Raw genomic sequence first — 11,387 nt, forward strand, 5'->3', positions numbered from 1 at the left:
CGGCCAGGGCGTGTGTTCAGGCGTCGGCGGTGACGACTTCGGTGGCGCCGAGCGGGTTTCGGGTGAGTTGGTGCACCGATGCTGCGTAGTCGAGGACTTCGTCGGTGTGCGAGATCAGGATCGGGGAGGCGAACAGTTCCCCGATCGTCTCGACGATCGCCCGCCGTCCCTCGTCGTCGAGGTACTGGGTGATCTCGTCTCCGAAGATCTGGTCCGGCAACCCACCGTCGGTGACCTGCATGGAGATGCCGAGCCGGAATGCCAGACCGGCGCGGGCCTTCTCGCCGCCGGAGAGCAGCTTGGTCTTGCGTAGCCGGCCGTCGACCAGTTCCACGCACGGCACGAAATCCGAGTCGAGGTGGAAGGCGACGTGTTCGCCGCCGAACCGTTGCAGCAGTTCCGTGGCCGATTCCGAGATCTGCTGGGCGTATTCGGCCAGCAGATCCTGGCGTAGCGCGGTCAGCGAGTCCGCGATCCCTCGGGCGACCTCGGCGTCCTGCAGTGCGGTCCGCTTCCGCTGCCACTGGTCGCGGGCCAGGTCGGCATCGTCCGTCAACTGCAGCATGCCGGTGTTCGTGGCCGACAGCAGTGCGCGGGCGTCGCTGGCGGCGCGTTCGACGATGTCGAGTCGGCCCCGCGCTTCGGTGGCGGCAGTCTCGGCATCTGCCACGTTCTGCGGGTCGGGGGCGTCGACGACGGTTGCTTCGGTGTCCCGGACCGTGGTGCGGGCGCGGGCGAGTTCCTGTTCCGCGGTAGCGACGTCGACCAGCAGTTGCCGGTGTGCCAGCAACTCCTGGCCGCGGGCGTTCACCGATCCCAGCGTTGCCCGCGCCACGGTCAGGCAGGTGGCGGCATCGGTGGGGTTGTCGAGGGTTGGGGCGATGGCGGGGTCGAGGCTGCGCAGCAACCCCACCAGAGCATCCAGTCCCTCCTGTTGGGCGACGGTCGCGGCCTGCGCGCGGCTGCGGGCCTGCTCGGCGTGGTGACGGGCCTGCTCGGCCTGCTGCAGCGCCCGCTGCGCGGCGGCCATCGTGTTCTCGGCGGCGCGGCGGCGGCCGGTCATGGCGGTGACGGTGGCGGCAGCCTTCTCCGCTGCAGTCTGCGCCGTGTTCCGCTGCTGCTCGAGGTCGGCGATCAGTTCGGTGAGGTCGCTGATCGACTGCCGGCAGGTGGGGCAGTCGGCGTGCCCGTCAGCGGCGTGCAGCACCTGCAGGGACTTCGCCAGCTTGTCGGCCTCACCGCGGGCGGCGGCCTGCTGACGGTCGGCGGCACGCATCGCCTGGTCGGCCTGGTCGCGGTCGGTTTCGGCGGCCTGCAGTTGCGCGGCCACGTCTGCGGTGTTGATCGCTGCGGCGGCCTGTTCCCCTGCGACGGCGTCCTGTTCGGCGGTGTCGACGGCCTTGACGGCGGCGGCGAGCGAGGCACCTGCGGTGGTGATCGCGGCGACAGTCTCCTGCAACCGGGTGATCCGGTCCCCCAACACGTCGACGGTGGTGTCGGTGAGCTTCTGGTCGGCGACGAGTACCCGCATCTCCGCCACACGGCGTGCGGCGGCGTCAGCGACCGCCGTCGCCGCGACGACAGCATCACGGGACTGTCGGGCGCGTCGCTCATCGGCCCGCAACTGCACGGCCGTGATGTTCGCCTGCTCCCATTCGGTGCGGGCCCGGTCAGCCTTCGCGGCCGCCGCCTGATGTTCTGTGTCCGCTTCCTGGTGGGCCTTGATCGCTTCCTGCTCGCGCTGTTCGGCGTCGGCGACCGCTTCCGGTGATCCGATGGTGCCGTCGGCGACAGCCTGCTTGTCGCCGGCGTCCTTGCGGGCCTGGTCACGGAGCTTCGTCACCTGTGAGACACCGGTGTGTTCCTCGACGAGGGAGGTGACCTCCGACGGGGTGGCGGTCGCGAGGGTGTCGACCTCGCCCTGGGCGATCATGTTGGCGCCCCGGAACGCGCGCCCCGACATGCCGAGGATCTTGGTGACCTCCGCAGTCAGCAGTGTCGGGGTCATCCCCTCGATTTCGGTGCCGTTGCGCCACATGCGGGCGGTGGTCTTCTCGACGGGCTTGCCGCCGCGGGTGCCGCGACGCATCTCACGCACGGTCCGATAGGTGTCCTGCCCGTGCCGCCAGGTGATGTCGGCGCCAGCGGGGGCCTTGTCGTCAGCCTTGTCGTGGCGCAGGTCGACCAGGTCGATACCGGGGCCGGGGTCACCGTAGAGGGCGAATCCGATCGCACCAAGGAACGACGACTTGCCGGAGCCGGGCGGGCCGATGAGGGCGTGGATGCCGTCCGCGTCGAAGTCGAGGGTCATGTCCTCGATCGAGCGGTAGTTGTAGATGCGGCCGGTGATGATCTGCATGCGGGGTTCCTCAGGTTTCCCGCACGGTGCGGGTCGATTGGGTGTGGCGGCCAAGGTAGGTCGCGCCGCTGACGGGTGCGGCACGACCTACCGGTCAGCGGGGGTCGGTGGGGGCCAGGTTCTGCAGTGCCCGCTGGGTGTGGGTGATCACTGGGCCGCGGACGTCGTCGACGAGGTTGCGGAGAACCGCCCCTACACGGCCCTCCTCGAGGCGGTCGGTGAATGCCTGCGCGAGGTCGGCGTTGCGGGGACGCCCACCGGTGTCACCGCCAGCGGATGTGTCGGTGGCGGCACGGAAACCGAAGTCGTTCGGCAGCGGGTCTTCCCACGCGAACGCCCAGTAGGCGGCGCGGCCGGCAGCGGCAGCCCACTCCCCCGCCAACGCTCGGATGCCGTGACGTTGCGCGTTCGTGGTGTGGGAAATCTTCTGCCGCAGAATGTGTCCGCCGTCGCCGGTGACCTCGGCGGATTCATCGTCCCACCAGTCCTGTGTGGCGAGGCGTTCACGGACGATCTGGTTGATTTCGTCGATAGTCTTACCTCGGGCGTCGATGGTGTCGAAGTCGATTTGGGGGCGCCGCCACACGTAGCGGGGTGTCACGGTCACCCGTCCGTCCTTCGTCAGTTCCAGCAGGAGCCAGCCGCGGGCGCAGATGTCGTCGGAGAATCCTCGGCCGATCAGTGATCCGGTCATCCACACCTGGCCGCGTTCCCGCCCGTCGGCGGGTCCGAACCCGGGAATCGGGCCGGGGGTGTGGTAGTCCGACAGGATCGACTGGTCCCATCCGCGGTTGGCCCATTCTTCTGGGACTACCCGTTCAGCGCCGTGCCGGTCGTCGGCACCGAACAGGCGGCCGTCGGCGGAGAAAATGCCGTGGGAGACAAGAATGTTCACTCCCCCTTCGATCGGCTGGGGGTCGATGGTGATGCCCCGTTCGGGTAGCCGCGGGTCGAGCCCGTTGTGGGAGACGACGTGCAGGTACAGGGGCACATCGGGGAGCGGTTGGTGCACTTCGTAGTAGCCGGGGACCGGCCCGATCATGTCGCTGTCGGGGCGGCCCGCGTCTGGGAACACCGCGTAGCGGCCCAGTTCGGGCTGGTGGAGCAGTGCGGCCGCCGACACTGAGGTTCCGGCGCCGACGTCGTGGTTTCCGGTGTTGACGATCGCGGGAATGCCGGCGGTGATGCGGAGTGCGTCGGTGCGGCGTTCGGCGTTGACCGCGCGTACGGGCGGGTGGTGGACGTGGAAGGCGTCACCGCCGTTGACCTGGAAGTCGACACCGGCGGCGATCATGTCCTGCTGCACCAGCTCGTAGGTGATGTAGCCGTCGACCTCGCGGATGTTCAACCCTGACGGATGCTTTCGTGCCATTCCGCGCATGCCGTAACCGGCGTGGGCGCACCCGAAGAATCCGGCCTTCAAAACCACGTCGTTGTTCATGGAAGGAAGTGTCCCGACCTCCGTTCGGGAGTGCGGCACTTCTGTGTGATCACCGGCCGGCGGTGCCCGCACCCGGGTGGCGCGCGGGCGGTGGCCCAGTTCACATCTGCGGTTGGGGACTGGACTCGGCGGGTGTGACTACCGCGCCGGACCCCGGTGACGTGCTATTTTCTCAGCTATCGGAGATAGGCACGCCCCCCAACTACACATCAGGACACATCATGGCCATCACACCCATGCGTGGGCGGGTCCAGTCCCCCCCGCAGCAGACAACGATCCCCACTGGCCCGCGCGACGTTTCACGCGACCTCGAACGGTTGCGTGCCCGCTCCGCCCTGCATGCCGCTCACCTGCGTCGCACCGGCCGCCCACCGGCGTCCCCCGCCACCAGCCGCGCCACCCTCGACGCCTGGCGTCAGGCCGCGAGCCGGGTATCGAAAACCGCTGCCTGCAAGGATGATCAGGATGCGTTCATGCTGCCTGACCAGCCGGACACCGTGTCGACGGACTCCGCGGTCCTGCCGGCAGCCACGTTCGCGGACCTCAACACCGAGAAGCGGTACGTGAACGCCCGCGTCCGCGCGGCCCGCGCCGCGATCAGTCTGTGCGAGCAGTGCCCGATCCTCGCCAAGTGCCGTGCCGACGTTCTCACCGACATCGAGGCCGGCACCCAACCCACCGACGCCGTGGTCGCCGCCGTCGCATGGACCTCCCAGGGGCTGCCCGACCCGCACGTCCACGACCGTGTCACCGATCTCGACCGGGACCAGCACAGCCTCGACGCACTGGCCGGCACCGTCGTCTACCGAGACGACCCCGCCACCAACTGGATTCCTGCAGATCTCGAGCCCATGCCCGGCCACGACACGATGCTCGTCGAAGCTGTCCTCTCGGACAGGAATCTCTCCACGGTTGCGTCCGGCGGGAAGTCGCGGTGGGTCGCCCAGTCATCACTCGACAACAACCCCGGGATGCGTGCCGACGGCCGTGAGGTCATCCCCCATGCGGAGGAGCGGGAGATCATCCGCCAGGCCGTCGCCCGAGAGATGGCGCCGAACACGTTGGCGTCGCTCCTGGGGTGCCGCTGGGACCGTGCCGCAGACCTGCTGCACTCTTTCGGCGCCGACATCCCGAACATCACTCCCGGAGCGGCCGCCAGCCGGCACCGTGCCCTGTGGCTGAGCCGCCAGCGGCACGCGGAGCAGCGCCTCGAGCAGCTACGGCAGGCGCAGGCCTCTACCCATCCCGCTCACGCTCTCTCCGCCTGACCGCCGGAAAGCCTCAAAGCCGACGAGAACGGGCCCGCACCAGATGTGGTGGTGCGGGCCCGTTCTCGTTGTCGGGTCACGCGGCGAGCATGCCCCGCAGCTCGGTGATGATGCCCTGAGCGTCGTCGAGCTGCGCGTACGCACCGTCACGGGCGTCACTCGCCGGCAGCACCTCCAACAGGCTCTTGAGTCGGTCCAGGGACTCGGCTGCGCTGTCGAGGTCGTCCTGCGTCGGTGATCCCTTGCTCAGTGCGGCCAGGGACTTCGCCTCCAACTTCAATGCGTCGACCAGCGGCTTCGTCGCTTCGACGATCGCCTTCGGGTCGCCGGCCTTCTGGAAAGCGGCCTTCTCGTCATCGCTCAGTACGAGCAGCGTCTGCGTTCTGATCTGCGCCACAGCGCATCTCCTTCATGTGAGGCGTACAGGGTGCGGCCAGTCTAGAAATCCCGGTTACGGTGTCCCCGGCTTCGCGTCCCGGTTCAGAACGGTGGGTCATCGTCGTCGACACGGGTCGCCCACCGACTCGGAGCCGCTGCCGTCGAGCCACCTGCAGGCTGGCGGCCACGCGCCCCGACCGCGGCCGCGACTGCGGCCACACCGGCCGTGTTCGCGTGCCCGTCGACGATGTCGCGGCGGCGGGCATGCGCGGCCATCGCCGGATCGTCGAATCCCGGCCGTCCCGGCAACTGCTGCAGCCGCCCGCCGCTGTCGCCGACCGGTAGATGCTGGGAGAAGTCGCGACGTAACTGGTTGATCCACGGCGCATTCCATGCCAGCCACACGCTCGGGTCGGTGACCGCCTCCAAGAACACCGGGTTCGCGCCGAACGACAGCCCCGTCACCCCACCACCCACGCACATCCACGTGTATCGGCCTGTCGCTTCCGGTGGCGGTGCCGCCCGATACAACGCGAGGTGCGCATCACTGACACGGCCACCCATCCGTTTCATGTCCGCCTGATCGTGCAGCCCGTACCCGACGAGCAGCACCCCGAGCTGCCGCCAAATGTCGTCTCGCAGACCGGTCGCGGCCTGCAGGATGAACGTGAACCCGATCCCGAACTTGCGTGCATCACGGCAGTCGCCCGCGAACTGGTTCGACAATGCGAGTACCGCATCGGACTGTGTCGCCGCGTCCGCCGGGCCCGCGTACTGCCATGCCTCGTCGACCACGACCTGCACGTTCAGCTGCCCGCCACGGTTGAACTGCTGCTGCCCCGCCAGCTTGAGGGTGTTCAACAGCTGCGACATGATCCGGGCCTTGACTTCCGCGGTGTCGAGAAGTTGCGTCGCCGCCATCACCTCACCAGCACTGTCTGCGTCGTTGCCGTCGAGGTTCATCTGCGACAGATCAGCCGACAGGTCGAGTACCAGCCACGGTGCAGGCTGGCCGGGCTTCGGGTCCATCACCTGCCGGATCAATCCCCACGCGTCTCGGCGGCGATCACTGGCGCCGAGAGAATCGGGGGAAGCACCGGCGGCGATCTTCGCGGCCCCCGCCGGCGAGTACGGCGACCACAGCGAATGCAGCGCCGAGAACACGGTCAGCAGTTTCCGGAATCGCGCTGCGCCACCGTCGTCGAGAGCACCGAACGGCAGCCGGTCCACCACCTCCTGCGGCAGTGGCTGCCCGTCCGCGTCGACTTCGGGCCGGTAGATCGTGCGGGACACCCGATTCTGTTGCTCGACACCGGCGTAGATCGTGCCGGCGGGGAGAACATCGTGGAGGCAGTCGAGGAGGTACCGCATCACCTCGTCCGGCGCCCCTTCCGTCCAGTCGTCGGTGCCACATGCGTCTGCGACAGCCGACTTGTCCTGCAGCGCGGTGTGGAGGGCGTCGCGGGCCTGCGCGACGTTCTCGTCCGCGCCGGCACCGAACGCGAGGTTCCGGAACCACTTCGCTTCCTCAAGGAGACGAAGGAACAGCGGGGCATCCTTCCGTAGCCGCAACGACTGAGACAGTCTCGCCACATGCACGGTCCGCCCGCACGCGACGGCGAGACCCTGCAGGGAGAACGGCAGACCGTGCTCGGTGGCCCACTGCCCCTGCGGGTCCAGGATCACCTGCCCCATCCCCGGCCACCGCAACTGTGTGGCCAGCACGTATTCGGTCCACACGCTTTTGCCGCTGCCCGTCGCGCCGAGCACCGCGGTGTGTCGCGAGCCGCGGGGGCCGGAGAAATCGGTGAGGGTGAACGGGATCCGCACCGCCGACCCGCGGAGCGTGCCGACGTAGGCCGGGTTGGGGGTGTCGGCCATCAACTCGTCGGTCGTGGCCTGATCCAAGACCGTGACCGGGGTGCCTGTGGCGGGCGAGTTCGACAGGGTCGCCGCATGCTTGTTCCACACGCCCTGCCACTGCCGGAACACCGCCTCGACCTTGATGGTGACCGCGCGGGCATCGCCCTGGTCTCCGGACTGGTGTTCGAGGACACCACGCTGCGCGATGTGCAGGGCTTCCCTCGCGGTCGCCGTGTGGATCGGGTTGATGGTTTCGACTTTCGTGACGGTGCCCAACGCCCGTTCGACGGAGCCGTCCGCGAACCCGAGGTCGAACGCGAGCATCGACCCGAGCATCGACGCCCGGTAGGCGTTGCGGTTGAGGTTGAGCACAGCCGTGTCGCATGTCGATGGTGAGCCGATCACCGCGATCACGTCGGCAGCATCCATGGTGTCCTCGATTCCTGGTCAGCGTTGCAGGGCACGGCGACGATAGCGGCGCAGGTTCCTGCTGCGCGGCATGCGATCCGGGAGACGGGCGGCAGGTGCCCTCAAGCACCAGGCTGCAGCAGTCACCGGCCCAGTAGATTTCCGATCCGACAACGCGGGTGCCCGAGAAGTCTCCGCGTGGATTCCACCAGTAGTGAAGGAAACGATGGCATTGATCGGCAACGACATCGACGACGCAGCCCGGAAGCCGGGTGGACAGCCCACCCGTGACAGTGGACGCACCTGCTCTCTCACCCGCCCGCATCTGGTGGTGGTCTGCGGGTTGGCTGGTGTCGGGAAGTCGGAGATCTCCCGCCGTCTCGCGAAGGAGCTGCGGGCGGTGTTCCTCGACAAGGACACGCTCGCACAGGCATTCACTGAGGAACTGCTGCAGCGCATCGGGTGCCTGCCCCACGACCGTGAAAGTGGCAACTACCTGTCGGTTGTTCGGCCGCTCGAGTATCAGCAACTCGAAGCTGCGGCGGCGGAGAACGTGGCGTTGGGGATGAACGTGGTCACCACCGCCCCGTACATGCGTGAAACGCAAGACCCCGACTGGTACGACGCAATGCTCGAACAGGTCACCGCGGCCGGTGCCGTGTTGAAGGTGGTGTGGGTGCGTGCAGATCCCGCCGCGATGCGGTCCTACATCGAGCAGCGGAATGATCCACGCGACCAGTGGAAGCGATCACACTGGGACGAATACATCTCTTCGACCGCGTGGGACCGTCCACCCCGGTTCCCGCACACCGCCATCGACAACAGCACCTACAACGCGGACAGTGCCCCCATCGGGCAGATCCTCGGCCTGGTCGAAGCGTGGGAGCGGGAAGACGCTGATGCACCCCACCTGGCATCCGCTGTCCGGTAGTCGCGGGTACCGGAGAGTGCCCCATCGGGGATCGTGGACCGACCCCGCAGCAGGCCGATACTAGGGCTGCCCTGACGAAACGTGCTGGCAGGACCGCCTGACAGGGGCATTGAGGCCCACGAAGCGGGACTGCTGTCGTCTCGTCGGGGTTGGTCTTTCGGGGTTCCATCTCTCCTTCCCGGGTTGAGGGCGTCGCTCGGTGCCGCATACCCGGAACCGGCTTGGCTATCGTTGCCGCCGTCGGAGAAACACAAGCATCTCGAAGGGCTTCACGCCCTCGCGATAGAGCAGCACCCTCTCGAACGGTGCTGCCTCGCACTAGAAAGGAGCTGGGCGCCCAGCCGCGCCCGACACACCCCATGGGCACTTACAAGGGAACTCACCGGCGGGTCACCCGCCGGCAGCGTGCCATCGCGACCGCGGCGGCCGTCAGCACCATCTCGATGATCGGACTGCCTGTGGTTGCGCACGCCGCACCGCAGGGCGGTGTCACCACCCCCGGTGGCGGCGGCGACCAGGGCGGTGTCACCACCCCCGGTGGCGGCGGTAACCAGGGCGGGGTTGCGACCCCGGCGTACCGGCCCGACCCGGCCCCGGCCGCGCCGGCGGAGCGCGAATACTGGGTTGCGCCGTCCCCGCAGATCCAGCAGGCGCCGTCGCGGCCGGCACCGGTGTACACCGAGCCGTCGTACTCGCCGCCGCTGCAGCAGCAGCAGTTCCACGCCCCCGTCTACGTGGAGCCGGTCGCCCCGATCGAGGCACCGGTCAACGAGCAGGGCGCGAAGATGCTCCGCATCGGTGACCGGATCGCCGAGCAGCCGAACTGGATGACCGATGACGTGTTGGAGCGCACCAACAACACTGCTGCCGGTTGGGAAGCTGAGGCGTCCACGTTCTGGCGGTCCGTCGGCGTCGACGACTCGCGCGCTGACCGTGTCGCCGCGTCCATGACGGCTGGTGCTGTCGCGGGTGCCGCGATCGTCGGTGTCCCCGCTGCTATCGCCGGTGGTGCGTTCGTCGGACCGATGGGTGTGCCGTTCGGTGGCGCAGTCTCGCAGGCCCTGATGCCGTACGCGCCTGGCATCGGAACCATCCCTGGCGCCACCGTCGGCTATGTGGCCGGTCAGGCTGCGGGTGCTGTCGCCGCGGGTGTCCCTGCCGCGGTCGTCGGCGCCGTTGCGGGTGCCGCGGTCGGCGGGTTCGTCGGCGGCGGTGAGGCAACCGACAACGAACTCGTTGTCACCGAACTGCCGCAGCTGCCCGACCCGGACCCCGTCCAGATCACCAACGACGTCCAGTCGGCGGCGGCCGGTGTGGCATCGAACCCGGTCGGCGCGGCTGTCGTGCAGGCCGTCGCGGATGCGCCCGCGAACATCGAGCGCGCCGACCAGCAGATCCGTCAGGCGGTGTCGGACCTGGGTGGTCAGCACGTGATCGATGCGATCGACAACGCGAACCAGGCGCAGGCCGAGGCGATGGCCCCGATCAACGACATCCTCGCCCCGGTCAACGACCGCATCGCGACCGCGATCGGTGCCGTGCAGGACGGTTTCAACCAGGCTGTGCGGCCGCTGTAACAGCACCACCCCCGCACTGTTGGGGTTGATCGATGTTCTCGGGCCGCCACGCTGCGTCTCGCGTGGCGGCCCGAGAACCCAGCATCACTCACAGATGGTGCAGTACAACGACTTCGGTACAGGACCGGCATGACCCGGGCCGTCCAGTCCCCACCCACGATCAGGACCGGTAGGTGAAACACAGTGAACGACTGGGATCCACGGCGATCAACAGACGACGACTACATCGACCCTGAGGACACCACCGCCGCCGCGGTCGCGCCCGATGCGCCGCAGGCGCCGCCCCCGGTAGATGTTCCTCCGTCTGTGCCGGTGGTCGAGACCCCACCGACGCCACCGCTCCCGCAGACTCCGTCCGTAGCTCCGTCTGCGACCTCGTCGCCAGGACTGTTCACGGCCCCGTCGCACGACGAACTGTTCACCGACACCAGCGATCCGATCCCGGACACCCCGACACCGGCATACGTTCCGCCGTCGAACGATGCCCTGTTCCGGCGCTCCCCACGACGCGCCCCTGTCTCCGAACCAGCACCTGCACCCACGCCGACTGTCGGCGCGAAGGTCGACGTCGACGCACCCACCCGTGACCGCAAGACCGCCAAGATCGCGGGTGTCCTCGCCGGAGTGATCGTCCTCGCTGGCGCCGGCGCGATCTTCTGGGCCGCGAGCGCACTCCGCGGCGACGACACCACCAACCTCGCCGAAGACTTCCCCTCCCCCACCACAACGACGTCGGCGCCCACAACGTCGATGACACCGACTGCGCCCGCGTTCTGCACCGACCCGAACCCCGGCGACAACAACGTCGTCACCAACGCAGTCGGCGACCGCACATCCGGGGTCGGCGTCATCACCGCTTTCGAGTACCACTACTACGCGGACCGGGACGCAGGGAAGGTCGTCACCACATACGATCCGGCCTTGCAGATGGATCCCGCCGGCATCCAACCGTTCATCGACGCCATCGCCCCGGGCACGAAGCACTGCATGACGATCACCCCCACCGACAAACCGAACGAGTTCCACGTCACCGGGGAACGGGCCTTACCCCCGGATAGTGGACACAGGGGTGGATTACGCTGCGTCGCCGATGCTATCGGAGAAGTGGCGTTCGTAGGCGTTCGGGGATGTGTTGTCGCAGTAGGAATGCCGACGTCGCGTG

At 68.2% G+C, this 11,387-nt stretch carries 8 protein-coding genes; 4 read left to right on the forward strand and 4 right to left on the reverse strand.

The features are described from left to right. Positions 1–16: 16 nt before the first annotated feature. Together E0497_RS18845 and E0497_RS18850 are read right to left on the reverse strand one after the other, a co-directional pair. Entirely contained in the window at positions 17–2,359 is a 2,343-nt protein-coding gene (locus E0497_RS18845) for an AAA family ATPase (RefSeq protein WP_137726333.1), read from the reverse strand. Positions 2,360–2,453: 94 nt separating this feature from the next. Next, positions 2,454–3,800: a hypothetical protein gene (locus tag E0497_RS18850; RefSeq protein WP_137726334.1), complete on the reverse strand. Its 1,347-nt coding sequence runs from the start codon at positions 3,798–3,800 to the stop codon at positions 2,454–2,456. A gap of 221 nt (positions 3,801–4,021) precedes the next feature. On the opposite strand from E0497_RS18850, the gene E0497_RS18855 reads away from it, so the two are divergent. Further along, positions 4,022–5,068 (forward strand): hypothetical protein, encoded by a 1,047-nt coding sequence (locus E0497_RS18855; protein ID WP_137726335.1) that lies wholly within the window; start codon positions 4,022–4,024, stop codon positions 5,066–5,068. A 76-nt stretch (positions 5,069–5,144) separates the two neighbouring features. Here the strand turns inward: E0497_RS18855 and E0497_RS18860 are convergent, their stop codons facing one another. Both E0497_RS18860 and E0497_RS18865 read right to left on the reverse strand, forming a co-directional pair. After that, complete coding sequence (locus tag E0497_RS18860; RefSeq protein ID WP_137726336.1) at positions 5,145–5,465, reverse strand: hypothetical protein; 321 nt, start codon at positions 5,463–5,465, stop codon at positions 5,145–5,147. Between the two features lie 83 nt (positions 5,466–5,548). Then, entirely contained in the window at positions 5,549–7,738 is a 2,190-nt protein-coding gene (locus E0497_RS18865; RefSeq protein ID WP_137726337.1) for a helicase HerA domain-containing protein, read from the reverse strand. A gap of 205 nt (positions 7,739–7,943) precedes the next feature. Between E0497_RS18865 and E0497_RS18870 the strand changes: the two genes are divergently transcribed. The 3 genes from E0497_RS18870 to E0497_RS18880 form a co-directional block, all read left to right on the forward strand. After that, a complete protein-coding gene (locus E0497_RS18870; RefSeq protein ID WP_161987450.1) occupies positions 7,944–8,648 on the forward strand; it encodes a P-loop nucleotide/nucleoside kinase family protein in 705 nt (234 codons plus the stop codon). 359 nt (positions 8,649–9,007) lie between these two features. Beyond that, positions 9,008–10,225 (forward strand): insoluble domain protein, encoded by a 1,218-nt coding sequence (locus tag E0497_RS18875; RefSeq protein WP_137726339.1) that lies wholly within the window; start codon positions 9,008–9,010, stop codon positions 10,223–10,225. A gap of 312 nt (positions 10,226–10,537) precedes the next feature. Then, a partial coding sequence (locus tag E0497_RS18880) for a DUF8176 domain-containing protein (RefSeq protein ID WP_479681069.1) occupies positions 10,538–11,387 on the forward strand: 850 nt, incomplete at its 3' end.

It is taken from the genome of Prescottella subtropica, assembly GCF_005434945.1.
GTDB lineage: Bacteria > Actinomycetota > Actinomycetes > Mycobacteriales > Mycobacteriaceae > Prescottella > Prescottella subtropica.